The following is a 22,703-nucleotide window of genomic DNA, read 5'->3' as shown; positions in this document are numbered from 1 at the left end:
TGATAAAAGCCAAATAATATTCTGAAACTGATACAATATGTGTAATTTTTTACTTTCTACTCACTAAAAGTATAGTTGTTTTTACTTATTTGTGTCTGGAATAAATATTCTATTTTAAGTACAAATTTATTCCTGAATCAGGAAAATACGAAAAAGGTATTTTGTTGCGACGAAAAAAATAATTGTTGATATGACCAAAAAAAATATATAGACCAAAAGAATGAATACACCAGCTATAAACAAAGAGTTACTTATTAAAAAACTGCAAGAAATAGGTAATAAAGAGGCTTCTTTGAGGTTTTTTGTACTTTTACAAGAATTGATAGAGGTGACAAATCTGGGTATCGATGACCCCCGTATAGCCTTTTCTATCAGGAAAGACAAGGCCATTGCAGCTAATATTAATAACTATGTTGCGCTTGATTTTCGGCGGAAAAAGGGGGTATGGTTTGATATGCTCTTCTGTAAACGGCATGAGCAGTTATTCTCAAAACACACTACCATTGAAATCTCGGCGCTGAGTAACTCTGATTACTTTTACGCACATATACCCTTTGAAGAGAAGCATTTAATTGAGGATACCAAAATAAGAAGTGCCTGGCAAGAGTGTCTGGAAGAACTAAAAGCAATGGCGGTGTCGAGTGCCAGAAAAGAAAGACATAATCCGTATATTTATCAGATAGCAGAAGACGAAAATCTACGGAATGAGCTTTTCTGGGAGATTGAGAATCCCGATACGCCTTATTTACTTCAGAATGATAGATATACCACTGTCAATGAAACAGAAACTGATTATTTACCGAAATTAGATATTCCGCTTAATCTGGTCTATTATGGCCCACCGGGTACGGGCAAAACCTTTGAGGCACAAAATATTGCACAAAAAACGAGGGTACAGTTTATAACTTTTCATCAGTCATATAGTTACGAAGAGTTTCTGGAAGGACTCAGACCTGTTACCAGAGGGGGACAGGTAAATTATGAAGTTGTAAAAGGTATTTTCTATAAAGCCTGCCTGGCTGCTCTGAAAAAAGCAGGATATAGTAGTTTTGCTGCGTGTATTGATGACAAAAAGGAAAATCGGGAGAAGAAATTTAAAAACGCTGAAAGCCACGTATTGATTATTGATGAACTGAACCGCGCCAATATTTCTAAGGTATTCGGTGAGTTAATTACGTTGATTGAAAAAGACAAACGGCTGGGCGCAGCTAACGAACTCTCTTTGATACTACCGTATTCGCAGGAGTGTTTCGGAGTTCCGGCAAATCTTTATATCGTTGGTACTATGAATACTACCGACCGCTCAATTGCCTTATTAGATCTGGCTTTAAGACGAAGATTTGAGTTTCAGGAACTAATGCCAAAGCCTTATCTGCTGAAAGAAACCGATGGAATTGATTTAGAAAAACTACTTCAAAAACTAAACCAGCGTATAGAGTTTCTTTTAGATCGAAATCATACTATTGGTCATGCCTATTTTATGGAGATTGAATCAGCAGAAGAATTAATCAGGGTATTTCTGAACAAAATCATTCCGTTGTTGCAAGAGTATTTCTATAACGACTGGGAGAAAATCCGTTTGATTTTAGGTCAGGAAATTATTTTAAGACAAACCATCAGAACTAAAGAGGTATTCGGAAAAAACCTTGATAATTATGATGATGAAACTTATCGGTATATGGTTAATCAGGAGCTAAGTCCAGAAATATTGAAGAGTATATATCTCTAACAAAGTGTTTCAGGAGTGCGTTATTCTGGAGAAGCTTAATCGGAGGATTTATCGGGTGTCTGAGAGAGCCAGCCCCATTCCCTGATACTCAGAGACGTAAAGTATTATTCTAAAATATCTAAATCCCATTCCTTTTTAGTATCATATCTCAGACAACCATTCTCTACAGTCAATGGACTTACTATATTATTATGATACAAAGCACCTGTGCCTAAGCCTTGTGGAAGTGTGTTTTTATACTCGGCAGAAAATTGTGCAATGGCATTGAGGCCGATATTTGATTCAAGTGCAGAGGTAATCCACCAGCCAATGTGTAATCTGTTGGCAATTTCAATCCACTCGCGGCAGTGTTGTAACCCGCCTAAAAGAGTGGGTTTCAGAATGATATACTGTGGTTTTATTTTTTTTAGCAACTGCATTTTTTGTACATAGTCGCTTATACCAATCAGTTCTTCATCCAGTGCGATAGGCACGGGGCTACTTTCGCTTAAAATTGCCATTGCCTCAGTCTGGTGCGCTTTTATGGGTTGCTCTATGCTGTGTAGCTGATAGTTATTTAATTTTGCCAGTTTTTGACTGGCTTCTTCGACAGGAAACGCCCCATTTGCATCTACCCGCAGACTTATCTGTTCAGGTGTATATCTTTCTCTTATAGAAGAGAGAATGCTCAGTTCATCTTCAAAATTTATAGCCCCGATTTTTAATTTTAATGTATCAAAACCTGCCTTCAGTTTTTCTTCTACCTGATCCACCATAAATTCTTTGCTACCCATCCAGACCAGACCATTGATAGGAATAGCTTTTCGACCATCTGCAAAATCATTATCAAAAATTATTCTTTTACCCCCATTCATAAAGTCGAGCAGAGCCGTTTCAAAACCAAATTTGACAGAAGGAAAGGCATCATCAATTAATTGAGAAAGAATAATGTTCAGATTCCAGGGAAAAACCTCTAAATCAAGGCTGTTGAAGGTGTCGCATACATTATTTAATACCTGTTCAAAATCAGGTACATAATCAATGCTTAAACCATGCAGGGGGGCTATCTCACCAAATCCTGAAACTGATGGAGTTTCAGTGTCAGTAATTCTTAAATAGAAAGTTTCTTTCTCGGTATAAACACCACGAGAAGTTCCCGCCTCAAATTTAAACTTCAGTAAGTGTTTGACCCAATTAGCTTTCAGCCCCATCGAAAAAATGCGTAAGTTTGCAAAAGTACAGAAAGTTTTATTTTTTATGCCACAGATAAGTCATTTTGTGTTGTTTTCTTATGAAAAAGTGTAAAAAATCTAATAATCTGACAATATCTCTAAAGTATTTATGAGGTTTCTCCTGATGTTTATTTTACGAATCATCCTATTTCCGATTACCTTTCTGATGGCTTGTGTGGTTTATACAAGAAACTGGCTGTATGATAATGGTGTGTTGAAAATTACCCGACCTGATGTTTTTACTATTAATGTGGGTAATCTGAATTTAGGGGGTACCGGTAAAACACCTCATGTAGAGTATCTGGTTAATCTATTAGCCAATCGGTACAAAAGCACTATTCTTAGTAGAGGCTACAAGCGACAGACACAGGGTTTTGTTCTGGCAGATGATACCGCCACAGCTAAAACAATAGGCGATGAACCTATGCAGTATTATCTGAAATTCAAGGATAAAATCAAGGTGGTAGTCTGTGAAGATAGGGTAGCAGGAGTAAACCAGACTCAAGCCATTTTTCCTGATAATGAATTAGTTATTTTAGACGATGCTTTCCAGCACCGCAAAATAGCTCCACATCTTAATCTGTTACTATGTGATTATAACCAACCTTTTTATGCAGATTATCTGGCGCCTTATGGTAAATTAAGAGATATTCGCCGGAGTGCTGGCAGAGCTCACGCTGTAATTGTCAGTAAATGCCCTGACGATATTTCTTTGTCAGTAAAGGAGGAGTTAAAGACAGGCATAAACCGATATACAATGGCAGGCACTCCGGTTTTCTTTTCTGTGATTCATTATAGAGATATTACTCCATACGCTTCCGGTATAATTTTTAGTGTTCAAAAGCCTGTTACAGTTGTAAGTGCGATAGCTAAACCGGAAGTGTTTCATCAATATCTGAAAAAGAAAGGATATATGATTGACAAAGTAATGGATTACCCAGACCACTTTGCTTTTTCAGCAAAGGAGATTGAGCAAATAGTTGATGCACAGAATCCTTCGCAACAAATCATTACAACCGAAAAAGATATGGTAAAACTCAGACCCTTACTGAATAAGCAGAAGCTTGATAGATTCTTTTACGTTCCGATTGCAGTAAGTATCTCTGATAAAAATCATTTCGATAAATTTATCCTTTCTGAAACTACAAAAGCTATTTCAAAAAATAGCTGAAACCGATATCGGTTGATGGCTTAAGGCTTATATCATAACCCTTGTAAAGCTATTAATACAACCTGACTTTGAATGAAAATTATGCCAGGACAAAGTAAGATTATGTCAGAAAACAATGAGACTTCTGTATTGTTATTCTTCGGTATTAATGTTTATAAAATCATAGGTTCTTACTTTATATGACTTTACCAGAATGATTAGCTTTATATTTGCATCATGCTTCAATCTTATTCAGTAAAATATGCCAATCTGATTAAAACCAAAGCCAGAGAATTAGGCTTTGATTTTTGTGGTATATCCAGGGCTGAATTTCTGGAAGAAGAAGCTCCACGCCTGGAATCATGGCTCAACAAAAACTATCATGGCCAAATGGCCTACATGGCCAACTACTTCGACAAACGCCTCGACCCCCGCCAATTGGTAGAAGGAGCAAAATCAGTCATTACTCTCATTCTGAATTATTATCCGGAAAAACAACTGACACAAAAATCAGAAGACCTGAAACTCTCTAAATATGCCTATGGCAAAGATTATCATTTTGTGATGAAAGATAAGCTAAAGGACTTGATGCAAATGATTTCGGAAGAAATAGGCGAGGTAAATGGAAGAGTATTTGTTGACTCAGCTCCGGTTATGGATAAGGCATGGGCAAGAAAAAGTGGAGTAGGGTGGATGGGAAAGCATACCAACCTGATTAACCGCGAAATAGGCAGCTTTTTCTTTATTGGCGAAATTATCTGCGACCTTGAATTACAGCCTGATGGCGCCATAAAAGACTATTGTGGCACATGTACACGCTGCATAGATGCCTGCCCCACAGATGCTATTATAGAGCCTTATGTGGTTGATGGCAGCAAATGCATCAGTTATTATACCATCGAGCTAAAAGAAGCGATACCAGATGAAGTAAAAGGCAAATTTGAAAACTGGATTTTTGGCTGTGATATTTGTCAGGATGTTTGCCCCTGGAATTCCTTTGCCCGCCCGCATACTACACCTGAATTTGAATTGAACCCACAATTAGCAGAATTTACCAAAAAAGACTGGGAGGAAATAACAGAAGAACTCTTCCAGGAAATCTTTCGCCGCTCTGCGGTGAAAAGAACAAAGTTGGATGGATTGAAGAGGAATATTGATTTTGTGAAGTAGGAATAATTTACAGCCTTCTTCACCAATGAAACTGTCAGCAGTTAAGGTAGATTTCTAAGGTAAAAAAAGTTTTAATTGTACTATCCATCTCACCTCTTAAAATCTCTCACATCTATAATATTTTTACAGAAATCATATTCGTGAGGCTGGTTAGAACAGATAATCAGTAGGCGTTCGTTGGTGTGCTGTTCTATCTGATCAAGATACCATCTCGTAGCTTGGGTATCAAGATTAGAGGTTGGTTCGTCTAATAGAATGATTGGGCAATCTGAGTAAAAAGCAAGACCTAATTTAAGTCGTTGTTTCATGCCTGACGAAAAATTCCTGACTGTCTTGTTTTTATGAGGAGTTAATTCAATGAATTCGAGTAGTTGCGCAGGAGAAATTTGATTTTTGAAAGGTTTGAATTGCTGATGAAACTCAACGATTTCGAGCAACGTAAATTCTTCAACTAATTCAAGATATGGAGCGGCAATGACGATTTTTCTGAAAATATCATCAATACTTATTGGCTGGCCGTCTGATGTATAAGTAATTTGCCCTTCTGATTGGGGCAGGATACTCGCTATAACTTGTAAAAGAGTGGATTTTCCGCTACCATTTGGGCCAACAAAAGTATAGCTTTCTTTAGCAGTAAAAGATAAACTGGTGTTACGAAAAATCCATTCGTTACGGTATTTCTTACCTATATTAGCAAGCTCAATAATCACTTTCTAAACCTTTTTTTGCAGGACTTTTGATGATTCCTCTTTCAGAGTTGGATATAAAGTTCAGAATTTCATCACGTTCCGGTGAGGCCTGAAACTCAAGCTCTACCTGTGTAATGGCATCACTGTTGTTTAATCCTTTGAGATAAATATACCGGTAAATATCCTGTATTTCAGCTATTTTTTCGTCTGAATGTCCTCTGCGTCTGAGTCCTACTGAATTAATTCCTGCATATGAAAGGGGCTCACGTGCAGCTTTGATATAAGGAGGCACATCTTTACGGATTTGCGAACAACCCCCGATATAGGTATGCTTACCTATTTTGACAAATTGCTGCACGGCCGACATCCCGCCAATATTGGCAAAGTCGCCAACAGAGATATGTCCGGCTAATTGTACGCAGTTGGCAAGAATTACATTATTACCTACAAGGCAATCGTGGGCGATATGTGTATAAGCCATAATCAGGCAGTTTGAGCCGATTTCCGTGCGGTATTTATCTACCGTTCCACGATTAACGGTTACACATTCTCTGATAGTGGTATTATCCCCAATAATGGTTTTTGTTTCCTCACCTTTAAATTTCAGATCCTGCGGAACAGCCGAAATTACTGCTCCTGGGAAGATACGACAGTTTTTTCCGATTCTCGCACCCTCCATGATTATTGCATGAGAGCCTATCCATGTTCCTTCACCAATTTCTACATCTTTGTTTATCACAGCAAATGGCTCAACTACTACGTTATGAGCTATTTTGGCGTCTGGATGTATGAATGCTAACGGTTGATTCATAATTGTTTGATTATTGCTTAGTATTGTAAGCTAAACCACAAGTTAATCAGCTTATAGTTTAGCAGGTGGTTGTGCTTTATTTAGCTTTTTTTACTAACCGGGCGGTCATATTTACATCGCATACAAGGTTTTTGCCTACCCAGGCATCGCCATGCATTTTGGCAACTCCTAATTTTATAGGAGCCAGTAACGAGCATCTGATTATAAGCGTATCGCCGGGCAATACATTTCTGTAGAAACGACAATTATCTATGCTTACCAGATACGGCCAGTAGGCTTCGGGATTTCCGGTAGAAGTAAGAACCAACACACCACCGTTTTGAGCTATCGCTTCGATTTGAAGCACACCCGGCATTACAGGGTTTTCAGGAAAGTGACCCGTAAACTGCGGTTCGTTCATCGTAATATTTTTAACACCAATCACAGTTTGGCCGTCTAAGTACATAATCTTGTCTAATAAGGCAAACGGATAGCGGTGCGGCAATAATTTGGCTATATCTTTTACATCCAGTACCGGAGTAGCATTTGGATCATACTGGGGTGCACCCTTGGCCGAATCAAGCATTTGTTTCTTGATTTTTTTTGCCAGCTCTATATTAGGCTTATGACCAGGACGTGCTGCTAAAATATGTGCTTTTAACGGACGACCCACAAGGGCTAAGTCACCCATCACGTCTAATAACTTATGACGTGCCGGTTCGTTCGGAAAGCGCAGTGGGGCATCGTTCAGAATCCCCGTCTGTCCAACCTTGATTTTTGGTTTATTCAGTAGTTTTGACAGATTTTCTACTTCTTCTTCTGATACCTCTTTGTCTACGATCACCACTGCATTGCCGATGTCGCCACCTTTAATGAGTCCGGCTTTAAACAGGGTTTCTAACTCATGAAGGAACACAAAAGTACGGCAAGGGGCAATTTCTTCTTTAAATAACTCAATGGCATGCAATTGCGCATGCTGACTGTGCAGGATAGACGAGTTATAGTCGACCATCGCCGTCAGGCGATAGTCGTTCAGGGGCAATGCGGCTAATTCAATGCTACGTTCATCGTTACGATAATGAATAGCTTCTGTTACCTCGTAATAATTACGCAATGAGGCTTGTTCTTCAACGCCTGCTTCTTCTAACAGTTCAACAAACTTCATGGCACTACCATCTAAAATCGGAATCTCGGGGCCATCAATCTGTATCAGTACATTATCGATCTGAAGACCGACCAAGGCTGCTAAAATATGTTCTGTAGTGTGTATCCTTGCGCCATCTTTCTCTAAAACTGTTCCTCTCGAGGTATCTACAACATAGTCTACATCAGCTTCTATGATAGGCTTGTTTTCTAAGTCGATTCTTTGAAACTTATATCCGTGATTGATAGGTGCAGGTTGAATAGTAAGCGATACTTGTTCGCCTGTATGCAAGCCTACGCCCGTAATTGAAACTTTCTTTTGAATGGTTTGTTGTTTTACGTTCATTGGCAATTATCTTATTTTGCGGTTTCAGCTACCTTATGCTTCAGAAAATACTCCTTCATTAATCAATTCTTCAAGACGTTTTTCTAATTCACGTACTTGTTTATCCAGTTGAGGAAGTCTTTTGAAAACAGCAGCTGCCCGCATATAGTCATTTAACTCAAAGGCATATGTGCCTGTTATAGAAGTATTTTCTTGTTTAATGCTTTTCCTTACACCGGCTTTTGCACCGACTTTTGTGCCATTCGCAATAGATATATGGCCTACAACTCCTACTTGTCCGGCAAGTACACAGTTTTCGCCTACTATTGTTGAGCCGGCTATTCCTGTCTGAGCTGCAATTACGGTATTTTTTCCGATTTCAACATTATGTGCTACCTGAACCAGGTTGTCAATTTTTACACCTTGGTGGATAATGGTAGAACCCATAGTAGCACAATCGATAGTAGTATTGGCACCAATGCTTACATTGTCTTCTATTACTACATTTCCTAACTGTGGAATAGTTTTGTAAGTTCCATCTTCCTGTGGCGCAAAGCCAAAGCCATCGCTCCCGATTACTGCTCCGGCATGAAACACGCAGTTGCTTCCGATTATGGCATTACTATATATTTTTACTCCGGCATATATCAGTGTATTATCTCCGATCACCACATTGTCACCTATATAAACCTGTGGGTAAATCTTCACATTTTTACCGATTTTGGTGTTGTTACCCACATATGAAAATGCCCCCTGATAAGCCCCTTCGCCTATCTCTGTACCGGTTCCTACAAACACTGGTTGCTCAGCTCCTTTCTTAGAAAAATTCAAAATCTTCTGATACTCTTCAAGGAGTTGGGTAAACGAAAGATAGGGGTTATCAACCACAATCAATGAAGCAGAAATAGCCTTTTTTGGAACAAAATCTTTGCCGACAATGACAGCCGAAGCCTTGGTAGTGTAGATAAAATGCTCGTATTTCTGATTGGCGAGAAACGAAATGTCGCCGGTATTTCCTTGTTCAATTTTAGCTAACTTGCTGACTGTCAAGGAATCGTCTCCTTGCACCTCTCCATTGATTAAGTGAGCTATTTGCTTTATCGTAAATTGCATAAAATACTTCAGCGTGTTTAAATTTTGCTTACGTTGGATAATATAACACTTTAACAGGATAAAGTGTCGACAAAATTATTTTTGTCGAAAATATTCTTTGAATAGTACAAAAATAATTCACCACATAGCAAAATCATTGCAAATATACATTTTTGCCCCAACATACATAGTATTTTTTCACGATGTTGCTTAATGCCTTGATAGTCGGTAAATCTGAGGCATCTGCAATATCTACTACTTCTTTGTTTTTGGTGCAAATGTAGATGGTTTCATCACCACGAACGTAGCCTTTGTTGCTTACGTCTCCTTCGGTAATAAAATAATCTGACTGATTCCCGGGGATGCCGTTGTCAATGAGTGCTTGTTTTAATGAACTAATAAGTGCTGGTTCAATGGGTTTATTAGCTATTTTGATTTTGAACAGGTTTCTGTTCAGTAAATCTCTGCAAATGGTTGATAAAATTATATCTGAATGAAACTGCCAGTTTTTTACACAAGCCCAGATGTCGTAATCATCTAATAGTGTAAACGCTTGCAGATACTTATCATTGCTTTGAAACGCCTTTAAACTCACGTTTTCTTTTAAAAAAATCATAAACGCCGGATTGGCAAATAGAGCCTCTCCTGCATTAATCAACTCTCTGGCACGTCTGATAATTTGCATAAGCATGGTTTCGGCACAGATAGCGGTTTTATGTAAATATACCTGCCAGTACATCAGGCGGCGGGCATTCAGAAAGTTTTCGACACTCAGCAAGCCTTTTTCTTCTACTACCAACTGATTTCCCACTACGTTCAGCATCTTGATGATTCTGTCGACACCGATAGTGCCTTCTGCTACTCCTGTAAAAAAACAATCCCGGTTCAGATAATCCAGCCTGTCCATATCCAGCTGGCTCGAAATTAACTGATGGAAAAAATCACGTTCATAAGTACCATTAAACATTTCAAGAGCCAGCGAGAGCTTCCCGTTAAACTCCCGGTTAAGTTTCTCCATCAGCAAAGCTGAAATGTGCTCGTGGTGCACTTCATCTAAAATGGTGTATTCAAGTACATGAGAAAATGGCCCGTGGCCTATATCATGCAGCAGAATAGCTATTTGTGCTGCCTCAAACTCACTTTCGGAAATAATCTGCCCTTTTGATTGCAGCACTACCAGTACCTCGTGCATCAGGTGCATAGCCCCCAGCGCATGATGAAAACGCGTGTGCAAGGCTCCCGGATATACCAGTTCGGCCATGCCTAATTGCTTTATACGACGTAAACGCTGAAAAAAAGGATGCTCAATGAGATCATAAATTAAATCAGAGTGTATTGTTACGAATCCATAAACCGGATCATTAAATATCTTGCGTTTATTGGTCGTCATCGAAGAACCGCCTGTAACGTTATTAGCCAACGTCATACTTAAATTTTGTGAAATTTATTAATAAAAAATTAATTACTTCTGCACAAACAACATAAAGAAGACGTAATTGGTTGTGAAAAGGCTGAAAATGCTGATGAAATTTCTGAAACAGAAATATAAAAGGCTGTTAACTCCTGCGAAAATATAAAGTGTAGAACCATGTCAGAGGTAATATCTCTGAAAACAACTCGCTATCAATGCTGTGGTATAGGCATCAGACTGCCAGATAAGAATATTGCGGAGCAACGTGCCTCCTGAAAAATACACCCCACCTTCCCAATGACACATACCATCTTTTCTTTGAGCTTTGGTTAGCAGAAATTCAAAGGCTTTTCTGATGTTCTGGTCAGGTATTGCCATTCCTTTGGCTCGTAAATCTATCATGGCATGCAGGGCGTAGGCAGTTGATTGTATAATATCTTTTTTATTTACCCAGGGCTTGCTTTCAAAACTTCCGTTGGGTTGCTGGGTTTCTGTTAAGTGTTTAACTATTTTTTTTGTTGTTTCAGCTAATTCTTCTACACCATTACGAAATGCTTTAGCTACGGCAAAATCAATATGATAGCTGTTCGGATAGTAAACTGCTCCGGTACTCCACAGATTTTTTCTGACACAATGTCCAATTACTTTAAGAGCTCCGTTTTTACCGGCACTTTTATTCACCTGCGACGTTAATGAGAGGTAATTCAGGATATTGCTGTTTACAACCACATCTACATCATTGGCTCCGAAAGGTATCCAGGGTTCATAAGCTACCGGGAAAGCCGAACTGAACGGGGAAAATATAAATAATAATGAAAAATAGGTGGTAACAGGATTCCAATGATCATATTCATATTCCTGATGATGCCAGGTAAGGTAAGCACCTGATTGCCCCGGTGTAGGCAACATGAAATTATACCAGTTGCGGTTTTTGCGTTTTTTATCAAGGTATTCATCAAAACCTGCATACGAGAGAGCCTTTAATGTATCATTAAAAATACGATTATGATAATAGGTTGCAGTATTGGCTAAGGCGGTGTCGTCGGCATCTTCGGGCACGTTGGCCGTTTTATTGATAAACCTTGAATTGAGCGGATAATTTGTAGGTCTTCGCACTAATAGATGAGGGTCTTTACCAAACATTCTATGGTTACGTACGGCTGGTAGCAATTTCCAGAAATTATAACGTTTATCAACCTCATAGGTCTTGATCTCATTGAAAGCTTTTGCCAGCACAGGCTTTAATTCATGTAAAGTGGTATCATGTAGGTAAATCTCAGACAGAAAATTATGTACTGCCGAGATATTAAAGCAATTAGAGTCGCGGGCTTTTCGTTTTTTGCCAATAAAAATATAAGTCTCAATCAGGTTCATATATACGGGCCATTCGCCTGCATATTGTTTGCCTGTTATAGTAGAATCGCATTGAGTTTTTATCAGAAAACTAAGTGATTCCCGAAAAATCTGTTTTGGCGTCGGACTCTGCCCTGATACTTTAAAAAAAATAGAGAGGAAAAGAAAAAAGAATATGAACAAGAATTTTCTGCTTTTAAACGAAAGATATGTGGCGTTTGAAGAGTGCATTTTTTGTGCATATTGGAAATTGAATGGCATTTTAAGAAAAAAAATGGAGAATCTAAATATTATTTACTCATCTAATTACCGTTTTTTATTGAGTGTTTAAGGGATAAAATACATAGAGTCAGCAATTGAAACTGCTGATGGTTCAGCCTTTTAAATTACATCAAGAATATTAAACAGATATTAAAATGACGAAAATCATCGTTTTGGTAAAGTATATTTTGTAAATTTGCATTTAATAATTGTGTTTTTTTTAGTTTGTTTTACACTACCCATGTTAAAAAAATTATTCCTCTTTGTAACTATAGCGGCTATTGGCTTGTCTTTTAATGCTTGTAAACCCAAAAGCGATGCTAAAGTTTATAATGCAAAAGCCGCTGACCCTGAGCTTTATCATCAATCGGTTGAATTGTTGACAGATGTGATTATTCATGATATTTTCAAACCACCGGTAGCAGCCCGTATCTACGCCTACTCTACTTTGGCTGGTTATGAAGCAATGGTGCCGGGATTCCCCGAATATGAGTCATTAAGCGGAAAAGTGAAAGGTTTACCGGCAGGCCCCAAACCTGAAGAAGGCAAAGATTATTGTTTCCCGCTGGCAAGTACAAGGGCATTTCTGAAAGTTGGGCGTACTCTTACTTTTTCTGGCAATTTCTTTGATGACTACGAGAAAACATTCTACAAAAAATATGAGGCGCTGGGTGTACCGGAAGATGTAATGGAGCGTTCGATGGCTTACGGTGACAGTGTGGCTGCACATATAATACGGTATTCTGGTGGAGACAAGTACAAGCAAACACGGGGTATCCGTTTTACGGTAACCAACTTGCCTGGTACGTGGGTTCCTACCCCTCCGGCCTATGCCGATGCCTGCGAACCCGAATGGAATAAACTGAGGGCTTTCACCTTAGATTCGGCAGGGCAATTTCCACCGCCACCACCACCTATGTATAATCATGATAGAAAAAGTGCTTTCTGGAAAGAAACAATGGAAGTATATGAGGTAGGTAAGAATCTGACAGAAGACCAAAAACGCCTTGCATGGTTCTGGGACGACAACCCTTTTGTAATGAATGTAATGGGACACGTGATGTTCGCTAATAAAAAAATGACACCCGGAGGGCACTGGTTGGCTATTCACACTACAGTTTCACGCAAAACCAACGCTTCTTTTGAGAAAAGTGTTGAGGGCTATGCCTTAGAGTCAATGGCATTATTAGATGCTTTTATCAGTTGCTGGAACGAAAAATACCGTAGTATTAAAATCCGCCCGGAAACAGTTATTAATGCTGAAGTAGACCCTAAATGGCAACCTTTCCTGCAAACACCACCTTTCCCTGAATATACCAGCGGCCATAGTACTATCTCTGCCGCCGCCGCAGAAGTACTGAGCTTTATTCATGGTGATAAAGTAACTTTTACCGACTCTACCGAATACAAACACGGGCATGGTGTTATGACTTTTAATTCGTTCAGAGAAGCCGCCCTGACGGCCAATATCAGCCGGATGTATGGCGGAATCCACTTTTTATCCGGCTGTAACGAAGGAAACAAATGTGGTGTGAAAATCGGGCAGGAAGTATTAAGAATAGCCCGGACCAGAAAAAAGAATACTGTTGCAGTAAATAAATAATCATGATTTGGAGCCTTGCCTGATGGTAAGGCTCTTTATTTATAGCATTTTTCTGGATTTATTCTGAACGTAAATTCAAGGATTAGTGCCTGAAATTTAATAACCTACCAATCCATTCTTGGCAAAGGGCTCACCTCTTGCGAAGTAAATTCTCCTTTCAGATATTTAAAATGGGCGGCCATAGCAATCATTCCGGCATTATCGGTGCAATACTGAAACTGTGGAATATAGACATTCCATTTTTCTTTATCACCTAATTCCTGCAAAGTTTTTCTTAAACCCGAATTGGCCGATACTCCTCCGGCAATAGCTATTTCTCTGATATTTAATTCTCGTGCTGCTCTACGTAGTTTTTGTAACGACATCTTAATAAGTGTGTGCTGCACACTGGCACATATATCAGCTATATTTTCTTCAATAAAATTTGGATTCTTAGCCTGATTTGCTTTTAAAAAATACAATATGGATGTCTTGATTCCGCTAAAAGAAAAATTGTATTTAGGCATTTCAGACAGCGGGAATTCAAAGGCTTCGGGGTTGCCTTGTTGGGCATATTTATCAACGAGCGGGCCACCAGGGTAGGGTAAGCCTAACAGTTTGGCAGTTTTATCAAAGGCTTCACCCACAGCATCGTCTTGGGTTTCACCAATTACTTCCATAGCCAGGTGGTCTTTCACCAAAACTATCTGGGTATGCCCGCCACTAACAGTCAGACATAAAAACGGAAACGCTGGTGCTGGTTCATCAATAAAATGAGCTAAGACATGTGCCTGAATATGATTGACCTCTATGAGAGGGATATTAAGCCCAAGAGCCATTGCTTTGGCAAATGAAGTGCCTACCAATAAAGAACCCAAAAGGCCAGGTCCACGTGTAAAAGCTATAGCATTTAGCTGATTTTTTGTTATCTTTGCCTTTTCTAAAGCATTTTCAACCACAGGTAAAATATGTTGTTGGTGGGCACGGGAAGCCAACTCAGGCACAACTCCACCAAAACGCTCATGAATTAGTTGTCCTGCTACAATGTTGGAGTAGATTTTACCGTTAGAAATAACAGCCGCTGACGTTTCGTCACAGGAAGATTCGATAGCTAATATATTCAAAACTAAAGATTAAGATTTTGTGTTTTAAGGTTCTATGACCCTATTAAAATTAAAAACACAAAATTACGATTGGTAATTCAGTAATTAATTGATTTGTTAATTATTTTGTTTATTTGCTTAAGTATTTGCGCCGCATAGTTAAAATATCAACCAGAATCCTGCTGAATCTTATTTTCATTATTTTTATGGGAATAGTAACGGTTTTCTATGCTCTGCAGTTGCCTGTCATACAAACCCTTACTCTACAAAGAGCAACCGAATACCTCTCCGAAAAATTAGGCTCAAAAGTAAAAATCGAAAAAGCCAAACTTACCTGGTTCGATGAAATCACTTTAGAGAATGTTACGATATATGATTACAAAAACCGGGAAATGATTTTTGTAAAAGAGTTGTACGTGAATTCTAAAACCAATTTTAATTTTGACTGGAATACTTTTCTGACCTTTGACAATAATCTTGACTATGTAATGGTGCTCGACCCCCGGGTGAAACTGATTTACGAGTCAGATGGCGACCTGAATATTGATAAATGGTTAGCAAGAATTGAAGAACTAACCTCAACCCCCGATACCGCCAAGGTAAGAATTGAGCATAATATTCCGTTTACGATTGATGAAGCTTATATACAGGGGGGTACTTTTACACTGCAAGACCCCGAAGAAAAGCGTTTTCCGAAAGAAGAATTTGATTATAATAATTTTACTGTGCATGGTGTACAAGGGCTTTTGAAAGATTTTTTCATACAAGGTGATACCATTAAGTTTGCCTTGACTGACCTTAAAGGAACTGAACGCCGAAGTAACCTTGAAATAAAAGAACTCAATACCCAATTCTTTTATTCAAGGCAACACATGAGATTTGATGATCTATATGCCAGAATTAATAATTCAACACTTACGAAGTCAGTTCATTTCAATTATATTACCCCAAGAGATTTCAGTGATTTTAATGAAAAGGTAGAGATGATCGGCGATCTGCGCAATTGTGAAATTGATGCGCAGGATTTGGGGCGATTTGCAACTGATATGTATCAGTATCATGAAAACTATCTGCTCAATGGAGATTTCAAGGGGACAGTACACGATTTCAGGGTCAAAGACTTTAACCTGAAATTCGGCCAGAACAGCTACCTTGACGGAGAAATTGCCTTTAAAAATATGCCTGATCTGCGCAAGGCAGTGATGGATCTGACCTGGAAACCCTCGCAGATTGATGCGATTGATGCCCGCCAGTATGTAGGAGATTCTTTGTATCAGCAACACGTACAGAAGTTTGGCATAACTACCTTTGCAGGAATTTTCAAGGGGTTGTATAATGATTTTACTACTGATGCCTTCGTGAAGTCTCAGTTAGGGTTAGTAGCCGGTAATATTACCATGAAAATTCCTAACGGGAAAGCCTTGCCTACTTATACAGGCTCGCTGATGGTTGACGACCTGGAGTTAGGTAAACTGGTAAATGAAGAGACAATGCTTCAGAAAATGTCGTTTACCGGCGATATTAAAGGCAAAGGACTTACTATTAAAGACGCTTTGCTGAATTTTGACGGCACCGTCAAACATATCTGGTTTAATGGGTATGATTTTCAGAATATCACGGTTGATGGTGAAATGAGCCAGTCGTTATTTGACGGACGGGTGAGTGTCAAGGATACTAACCTGACTTTTGATATAACCGGTAAGGTTGATTTCAGTAAAGCACTTAATAAATTTGATATTCATGGCATTGTTCAGAATGCTAATCTGCGTGCTTTAGGTTATGCCCAAAATGATGTAAAGCTGAAATCAGAATTAACACTTGATTTTCAGGGTAATGAATTGGATAACTGGATTGGACGCGCGCAGTTATTGCATACAGTATTACAATATGATAAACGCAAATTAGGGATTGATTCGGTATTTGTAACCTCAGCTTTAGACTCCAATTCACGCCATATCAGTCTGCTTTCAGAGTTTTTCAATATTGATATTACCGGTAAATTTACACCAAGTCAGGTTATAAGCGATGTTACGCGTTTTTCGAAAGAATATACCCAGTATTTTGTTGAGAATGAAGCCAGTAGAATGGCTTATTACGTCAATTTGCCTGCTAAGGGTTTTCAGCCCAGATATAATCTTGATTATAAAGTCTTATTCAAAAAATCCGATCCTTTCTTTGCCTACTTCTATCCGGCATTGTTTATATCACCTAATACCGAGCTGAACGGTCAACTCAATATCAGAAACACAGTTGAGCTTTCGCTGGGTGGAAAAATAGATACACTCCGGCATGGAAGTTTTGCTTTTTATAATAATGAACTTGATTTTAATACTTCTAAAGAAGTGACATCGCCTAAAATTCTGACTTCTCTGGTGTTTAATTCTGAGAAACAGAAGTTAGGAGACATGGCACCTACCGAAAAATTAGAAGTAAACGGAGCCTGGGGACAAGCCAACGTAATTGAATTTGATGCTAAAATCAAACAACAGAAAAGCTCAAACAGGGCACAGGTATTCGGGCATTTGGCATTTCTTCAAGACGAAATAAATGTAAGTTTTAATGATAGAAATACCAAACTTGATTTGTTAGGCGAAACCTGGTTGCTGGCAAAAAACAACCTGATTAATTTTTATGAGTCTGATATTTGTTTTCAGGATGTAGCCATTTCAAATAAAAATCAGAGTATCTCTATGAGTGGCTATTTGTCGCAGGATAGCCTTAAGGAAGCCTATGTAAATGTCCAGGACTTTAATTTACAAACCCTTGAGCCATTAACAAACGTTGACCTGAAAGGGATTGTGAACGGCAAATTGATGCTAAGAGATGTGTATAATGATGGATTAATTACAAGCGAATTTAATGTTGATAACCTGAAGTATGAAAACAGCCTGATAGGAACAGTTTCAGGGGGTATTCTATGGGATAATGTAACCCAGAAGCTCAATGTTAATGGAAATATTGTCAGAATCAATAATGAGATATTCAGTTTATCTGGAACCTACGACCCTAAAGATGAGTATGACCCGCTTAACCTGAAAGCGAATCTTGAAAAAGCTGATCTTGAAATATTTCAGTCGTTTATTGATGATATTTTTTCTAATATCAGGGGTTATGGCTCGGGTACACTGACAGTGAGAGGTACACCTGGTGATCCTGTTATCAGAGGTAGTGTAGCAGTTGAAAAAGGAAGCCTCTTAGTAAATGAACTAAATACACCGTTGTACTTTGATGATAGAATTAATTTTAACGAAGAGGGTTTTGTTGTAGAAAAAGGGTTTAGAGTGAGAGATACAGATGGTAACGAAGCCGAACTGGCCGGAGGAATTTTTAATGGTGGAAGCGGCAATTTTATGTTGGGCATTCATGCTTATATGCGAGGGCGTGATGGTTTCAGGATTATGAATACAACTATTAAAAATAATGAAGATTTCTACGGAACAGGAGTTGCCACTGGAGATTTACATATTACAGGAAGCCTGAAAAATGTGGCAATAACTGGTAACCTGACCAGTAAGAAAGATACAAAAATCACAATTCCTTTAGATGGGGCTACTTATGTAAATACCGAAGAAGAGGGTATAACTTTTGTAAGCCGGAATGAGAAGCACGCAAAAAACAAAGGAGAGAAAAAAGACTCGACACTCAATGAAGAAGCCGGAAGCCTGAAAATGGCCTTTAACTTTACCATAACACCCGATGCAGAATGTGTGGTGATTTTTGACCGTATCAATAAAGATGAACTAACAGCTGTAGGAAACGGGCGCATCAGCATTGAATATGATACACGTGGTGGCTTTACCATGACGGGCCCTTATACTATCAGGAGCGGTAAATATGATTTCAGTTTACAGAATATATCAAGAGTAAGAAAGTTTGATATTGCAGATGGCAGCTGGATACGGTGGTCAGGCGACCCCTATGATGCAACCATAAGCATCAATGCTATTGTAACAGCAAATGTATTTTTACCTGACGGCATTGCTTCGGGAACCAATAGTGCCGAACTGAGAACTACCTATCCCGTAAGTGCCTATGTGATACTAACAGACAAATTGATGAAGCCTACTATCAAATATGATATTAAATTTGATCAGCGCAGAATTCCTTTGAATCTTCAGCCACAGGTAATTGCGTTTGAGCAAAGGCTTAGGAATGATGAGCAATTATTAGCAAACAATTTTGTAGGGGTTGCTGCTTTTAACCGGTTATTTTCCGATAATAGTTTTAGAGATGTAGTAGATTCTCAATTGCTTTTAGACAATGTAAGTAGCCTACTGACTAACCAGTTGGGTACAATTGCCTCTAAAATAAACCCTAATCTCGAAATTGGTGTACAACTGGGTGCTCTGAGCACTTTGCGCCAGAATATGTTTAATAATGTGCAGGTCAACTTCTCCTATCGTTTCAGTAATAACCGCCTGAAACTAAGTGTAAATAATACCATCTTGCAGAATCAGGAACAAACCGCCGGGAACTATTTTTATGGCGGTGAAGTAGAGTGGCTGCTCAACGAAGACGGTAGCTGGCGTTTAAAGGCCTATAGCCGCAACGTGCCTAACTATTTTTATAACTTCAATACAAACGTAACAGTAAATGGCGTGAGCCTGCAACACACCCGTAGCTTTAATACCATTTTCAAACGCAAGACACCCCCAGCTACGCCCAAATCAGAACTTTCACGGGTTTCTTCGATTTTTTAACCGCGGCCAAGACACTTACAAACCAAGTTTCGTATTTGCCGTTTTAGTAACTCCCATTCGTCGGAGCAAGGCTAAAATCTGTACTGTACCCTGCAAGTAAAACTATTGTCCTTAATATCCTTACTGTAATCTTGTATGGCTGTTTTCTCGTTCTGTGGCATTTCATACCAGAGCATCAATCGTACATTCTCATAAATATAGGTCAGATAACCAAACCCAAATGTATTGAAACGTACATCAGCAGCCGTAAAACCCTGACCTATAGCTGTGCCTTTTACCTTCTTGTTGGGGTCATACCAGTCATATTTTAATACAAGCTGGTGTTTTCTGCTGCCTAAATGCTGGAGAAAATAAAAATAAGCACCATCAAAATTACGGATATAGAGTGGCGCGAGTTTCCCGTTTTCTAAGGGTATTATAGCCGGCGTTTCAGTAGTGCTTTGTAATGCAGTCTGGGTTCCTCTGATATACTCTGCTCTGAACTCCGTCTCACCAACACGATTCGGAATTCTGATTTGTATATCTGCGCCAAAATAGTTTCTTGGGGCAATTCTGCCTATATTGCTTGCAGCTGAATCAACCGAAAATTGTCTCGTTGAGGCATTCATGCTGTAGATCTTATTAGTAAATTGTTCCATACCCCCCAGAAAACCCGATACACTACCACTCACAATCAATTTGGGTGCAAGGTTAAAGTGCTTTACCGAAAGCCTTGAAATAACATCTTTGTGGTTATCAAAATCAGCAACAGAGTTTACGCCTTGTCCGTTAAAGACACCCACATCAAATTTGATATGTTTCAGAAAATTAGTTTTAGTACGAGGCTCATAGCTACCCATAAAGCCGAAGTCGCGCTCTACTTTCATCAGAATCTGAGACATCCTGCCGCGTTCGGGTGATTCACGGTCTGGTGAACCATACCCCACTTCAAAGCCGAACGGGCGGGCAAACATACCAGTTGTGAGATAAAAAGATTTGAATTTGTTTTCATAGATACGCCCCCAGAAATCACGGATGAAAATACCTCTTTCGGTACCGTCAAACTGAAAAATAAAATAAAGTTTAGGCATATTGTTTTCGAAATAACGAGCGTAATCGAAACGGATACGCCCTCTGCGCATCATGAATCGATTGCTGGCGTTTGGCTGAAAATCTCCGCCATTAAAATTCCTGGCTCCTTTGGTTTGTATCCACTGAAATTGGGGCTGGATATATCCGCTGATTCCTACAAATTCGTATTTTTTGAGTGTCGCAAAGAGCTTCCTGGCGGTAGTAGTATCAATATCTGTTAAAGCCCCATGGTCTTGTGCAAAAGATGCTGACAAGGTACAATATAGGAAAAAGCTATAAATAGCTACTCTCGAAACGAGATTTATACGAAGTTTCATAATTGGTGTTAATCAATATTGGTGCAAAATTGTAGGGAATTTTGCTATATACAAAAAGTTTCCTGAGCAGGGTTAGGCATGCTCAGGAACTTATGATAAAAATACTTTATTGAGATGGTATTGTCTGAGGTGTTTCTGTTTGCCATTCTCCTCTTTGCTGTTTTCATTAAAACAACCAACGGAAGAAAATAAACAAAGTTGCTGAAAGAATAATAGCCACAGGTAAAGTAAGCACCCAGGCTAATGCTATATTTTTAATTGTACCTGATTGCAGGTTCTTGATACCTTTGCTGGCAACCATTGAACCAGCTATACCAGATGACAATGAGTGCGTAGTACTTACAGGCAGTTTAAACCAGGAGGCCATTCCGATTGTAGCAGCGGCTACTAATTCAGCCGAAGCACCTTGTGCATAAGTCAGATGAGATTTACCTATTTTTTCGCCCACCGTTACAACAATACGTTTCCAGCCGATCATTGTTCCAAGCCCTAACGACATCGAAATCATCAGAATTACCCACATGGGAGCATGGTCTGTATATTTTCTGATACCTTTTTCTTCCTGTACGGCCGCTGCTTTTAAAGCATCTTTATCGCCTGCACTCAGAATTACATCGGGATCTTCTACCAGTTTTTTAGTATTACCACTAATAGTAAGCAGAGCTTTACGGGCATCTAAGGCTTTGGCTTTACTTACTTTGTTGCTATCAGCCAATGCATTCAGGAATCCTACACTTTCTTTAATTTTGGCGATTCGCTCTTTTTCTATATCTGAAGTTTTGGTGGTATCTATCAATGCTATTTTTTCAGAGATAACAGTTAAATCAGGTTTGATTTTATCAAAATCAATTGTATTATTGATAGCGAAGTAAGCGGGAAGTATCCCTATCAGAATGAGCATTACCAGCCCAATTCCTTTTTGTCCGTCATTACGGCCATGAAAGAAACTCACCAGCGTACAGGTAGTTATCAGAATGCCTCTTACCCAGAAAGGCGGCTCTTCATTTTTTTTCGGTTCATCAAATATCTGCTTTCTGATGTCTTTATTTAATACCCTGCGAAGCGTAAACATCAGAATAACAGCCAGACTAAAACCTACCAGTGGCGATAAAAACAAGGCATAGAATATCTCTTTGGCTTTATCCCAGTTCACGGCTGCAACTCCTGAGACGTTGTCGGGCAAAAGGGCATAGCCCAGGCCAACTCCTAAGATAGCTCCGATTAATGTATGTGAACTTGAAGCCGGAATACCAAAATACCAGGTTCCGAAGTTCCAGATAATAGCACTGAACAATAAGGCCAGCACCATGGCAATACTATGATAGACATTCTGATCTATTAATAATTCTACCGGGAGCAAGTTTACTATGCTCATACCTACACCTACACCTCCGGTTACTACACCTATAAAATTGATTAACCCCGACCACACAACGGCCTGAGTTGGTTTTAGGGAGTTGGTATAAATAACGGTAGCAACGGCGTTGGCGGTATCGTGAAAACCATTGATGAATTCGAAGGCACAGGCTGCTAAAAGGCAGAAGGAGAGTAAGAGAAAAATGTCGGTTTCTAAGCCAAACATAAGGGATTTTGGGTTTAAGTTATT

15 protein-coding genes are annotated in these 22,703 nt (G+C 39.0%); 5 read left to right on the top strand and 10 right to left on the bottom strand.

What is annotated here, in order from left to right; genetic code table 11:
• Window positions 1–220 precede the first annotated feature (220 nt).
• Window positions 221–1,729, top strand: coding sequence for an McrB family protein (locus H1R81_RS12180; protein ID WP_181841001.1), 1,509 nt, complete (start codon window positions 221–223; stop codon window positions 1,727–1,729).
• A 104-nt stretch (window positions 1,730–1,833) separates the two neighbouring features.
• On the opposite strand, the gene menC is transcribed toward H1R81_RS12180, so the two are convergent.
• Window positions 1,834–2,919, bottom strand: coding sequence for an o-succinylbenzoate synthase (gene menC / locus H1R81_RS12175; RefSeq protein ID WP_181841000.1), 1,086 nt, complete (start codon window positions 2,917–2,919; stop codon window positions 1,834–1,836).
• 130 nt (window positions 2,920–3,049) lie between these two features.
• Here menC and lpxK point away from each other — a divergent pair, with 130 nt between their 5' ends.
• A complete protein-coding gene (gene lpxK, locus H1R81_RS12170) occupies window positions 3,050–4,111 on the top strand; it encodes a tetraacyldisaccharide 4'-kinase (protein ID WP_181840999.1) in 1,062 nt (353 codons plus the stop codon).
• A 216-nt stretch (window positions 4,112–4,327) separates the two neighbouring features.
• Entirely contained in the window at window positions 4,328–5,260 is a 933-nt protein-coding gene (gene queG, locus H1R81_RS12165; RefSeq protein WP_181840998.1) for a tRNA epoxyqueuosine(34) reductase QueG, read from the top strand.
• A gap of 89 nt (window positions 5,261–5,349) precedes the next feature.
• Here queG and H1R81_RS12160 read toward each other — a convergent pair whose 3' ends face one another.
• The 6 genes from H1R81_RS12160 to H1R81_RS12135 all read right to left on the bottom strand — a co-directional run bounded on the left by H1R81_RS12160 (window position 5,350) and on the right by H1R81_RS12135 (window position 12,294).
• Window positions 5,350–5,970, bottom strand: coding sequence for an ABC transporter ATP-binding protein (locus H1R81_RS12160; RefSeq protein WP_181840997.1), 621 nt, complete (start codon window positions 5,968–5,970; stop codon window positions 5,350–5,352).
• Window positions 5,960–6,760 carry an acyl-ACP--UDP-N-acetylglucosamine O-acyltransferase gene (gene lpxA / locus H1R81_RS12155; RefSeq protein WP_181840996.1) on the bottom strand — a complete coding sequence of 267 codons (801 nt, stop codon included), beginning with the start codon at window positions 6,758–6,760 and terminating at the stop codon, window positions 5,960–5,962. Before lpxA ends, H1R81_RS12160 begins: the two co-directional genes overlap by 11 nt.
• 76 nt (window positions 6,761–6,836) lie before the next feature.
• Window positions 6,837–8,228, bottom strand: a complete 1,392-nt coding sequence (locus H1R81_RS12150; protein WP_181840995.1) for a bifunctional UDP-3-O-[3-hydroxymyristoyl] N-acetylglucosamine deacetylase/3-hydroxyacyl-ACP dehydratase — start codon at window positions 8,226–8,228, stop codon at window positions 6,837–6,839.
• 33 nt (window positions 8,229–8,261) lie between these two features.
• Window positions 8,262–9,320, bottom strand: coding sequence for a UDP-3-O-(3-hydroxymyristoyl)glucosamine N-acyltransferase (gene lpxD / locus H1R81_RS12145; protein WP_181840994.1), 1,059 nt, complete (start codon window positions 9,318–9,320; stop codon window positions 8,262–8,264).
• Between the two features lie 133 nt (window positions 9,321–9,453).
• Complete coding sequence (locus H1R81_RS12140) at window positions 9,454–10,725, bottom strand: HD domain-containing protein (RefSeq protein ID WP_229251117.1); 1,272 nt, start codon at window positions 10,723–10,725, stop codon at window positions 9,454–9,456.
• Window positions 10,726–10,890: 165 nt separating this feature from the next.
• Window positions 10,891–12,294 (bottom strand): hypothetical protein, encoded by a 1,404-nt coding sequence (locus tag H1R81_RS12135; protein WP_181840993.1) that lies wholly within the window; start codon window positions 12,292–12,294, stop codon window positions 10,891–10,893.
• 271 nt (window positions 12,295–12,565) lie between these two features.
• On the opposite strand from H1R81_RS12135, the gene H1R81_RS12130 reads away from it, so the two are divergent.
• A complete protein-coding gene (locus tag H1R81_RS12130; protein WP_181840992.1) occupies window positions 12,566–13,927 on the top strand; it encodes a vanadium-dependent haloperoxidase in 1,362 nt (453 codons plus the stop codon).
• Between the two features lie 104 nt (window positions 13,928–14,031).
• Here H1R81_RS12130 and tsaD read toward each other — a convergent pair whose 3' ends face one another.
• Window positions 14,032–15,030 (bottom strand): tRNA (adenosine(37)-N6)-threonylcarbamoyltransferase complex transferase subunit TsaD, encoded by a 999-nt coding sequence (tsaD, locus tag H1R81_RS12125; protein ID WP_181840991.1) that lies wholly within the window; start codon window positions 15,028–15,030, stop codon window positions 14,032–14,034.
• A 185-nt stretch (window positions 15,031–15,215) separates the two neighbouring features.
• Here tsaD and H1R81_RS12120 point away from each other — a divergent pair, with 185 nt between their 5' ends.
• Entirely contained in the window at window positions 15,216–19,709 is a 4,494-nt protein-coding gene (locus H1R81_RS12120) for a translocation/assembly module TamB domain-containing protein (protein WP_181840990.1), read from the top strand.
• Between the two features lie 71 nt (window positions 19,710–19,780).
• Here the strand turns inward: H1R81_RS12120 and H1R81_RS12115 are convergent, their stop codons facing one another.
• A complete protein-coding gene (locus H1R81_RS12115; protein ID WP_220275216.1) occupies window positions 19,781–21,097 on the bottom strand; it encodes a porin in 1,317 nt (438 codons plus the stop codon).
• 166 nt (window positions 21,098–21,263) lie between these two features.
• The gene (locus H1R81_RS12110; protein WP_181840989.1) at window positions 21,264–22,679 is read right to left on the bottom strand and encodes an inorganic phosphate transporter; all 1,416 of its coding nucleotides are present in this window, start codon (window positions 22,677–22,679) and stop codon (window positions 21,264–21,266) included.
• Between the last annotated feature and the right edge of the window lie 24 nt (window positions 22,680–22,703).

The sequence above is a fragment of the Emticicia sp. BO119 genome, assembly GCF_013912375.1.
Classification (GTDB): domain Bacteria; phylum Bacteroidota; class Bacteroidia; order Cytophagales; family Spirosomataceae; genus Emticicia.
Note: the sequence above shows the minus strand (reverse complement) of the source record. Positions and strands in the feature narration are given on the sequence as shown.